Source organism: Rhodopseudomonas sp. BR0C11 (assembly GCF_010820945.1).
Classification (GTDB): domain Bacteria; phylum Pseudomonadota; class Alphaproteobacteria; order Rhizobiales; family Xanthobacteraceae; genus Rhodopseudomonas; species Rhodopseudomonas palustris_H.
Window position 1 is genome coordinate 1 of the sequence record NZ_QTKI01000721.1, and the last position, 1202, is coordinate 1202.

At 65.9% G+C, this 1202-nt stretch carries 2 protein-coding genes; one reads left to right on the top strand and one right to left on the bottom strand.

The features are described 5' to 3' along the window. A partial coding sequence (locus DYI24_RS26870) for a PhzF family phenazine biosynthesis protein (protein WP_164574491.1) occupies positions 1–714 on the top strand: 714 nt, incomplete at its 5' end. A 54-nt stretch (positions 715–768) separates the two neighbouring features. On the opposite strand, the gene DYI24_RS26875 is transcribed toward DYI24_RS26870, so the two are convergent. Then, positions 769–1173: a hypothetical protein gene (locus DYI24_RS26875; protein ID WP_164574492.1), complete on the bottom strand. Its 405-nt coding sequence runs from the start codon at positions 1171–1173 to the stop codon at positions 769–771. Positions 1174–1202 lie beyond the last annotated feature (29 nt).

Sequence of the window (1202 nt, forward strand, 5' to 3'; positions counted from 1 at the left end):
ACGCCCAACGGCGAGCTGCCGTTCGCCGGCCATCCGAATGTCGGCACCGCCTTCGTGCTGGCCCGCATCGGGCAGAGCTACGGCCGCAGCATCGCCGGCGATCGCGTAGTGTTCGAAGAGAAGGCCGGGCTCGTCCCGATCAAACTGATCAAGGACGGCAGCGCAGTCACCGGCGCGCGCCTGACGTCGCCCCAGACCTTGTCGGTGACCGACGAGATCGCCCCCGATGTGATCGCGGCGGCCTGCTCGCTCAGCGAGGGCGACATCGAGATCGCCAACCACCGGCCGTGCATCGCGTCCTGCGGCACCGGCTTCATCATCGCGGAGGTGAAGAGCCGCACCGCCCTCGCCGCCGCCAGCCCACGCGCCGACCTCTTCGGCGACCACATCGCCGGCTACCCGACGTCAAAGGTCCTGCTCTATGTGCAGACCGCCGAGGACACCATCGACATCCGCGCCCGGATGTTCGCTCCGCTGAACAAGATCCCCGAGGACCCGGCCACCGGTAGCGCCAATGTCGCGCTGATCGGCCTGTTGGCGAAGCTGCGCCCCGAAGCCGATCTGACGCTGTCGAAAACCATCCTGCAAGGGTTCGAGATGGGCCGCCCGAGCCTGCTGTTCGCCGGCGCGGAGAAGCGCGGGGGCGAAGTCACCACCACCGCGATCGGCGGACACTGCGTGGCGGTGATGGCGGGAACGATCGGCCTGACATGAGGCCGAAAAGGCGGGACCGGCGCTCGCTCTTCGGCCGTCAGACCGACGATGCGCTCAATACTCTTCCGGGCAGGGATCGACGATCTTCCACAGATCGACGCCGTTCTTGATCTTCTTCATCTCGGTGGTCAGGCCGCCGTTGCGGGCGATCCAGTCCTTCACCGGCTGCGGATAATACGACATCAGCTCCGAGGTGCCTTCGAGGCTGGTGACCTTGATGCCGAAGGTGAAGGCCTTGTCGTAATAGGCCTGATGGAAGCCCAGGCTGGCGCGCGGGGTGACGCAGATCTTGTTCAGCGGCACAATCCCGAACACCAGGGTGCAGGCCGAATTGCAGATGCCGTCGATGATGACCCGCTCGCGGCGATCCCGGAGCCGCTGGTACTTGGCCTTGTACTCCTCGACATAGCCGCCGTGATCCCGGGTAATGTGGAGATCGGCGCGCGCCGATCTCCACATTACCCGGGATCACGGCGGCTATGTCGAGG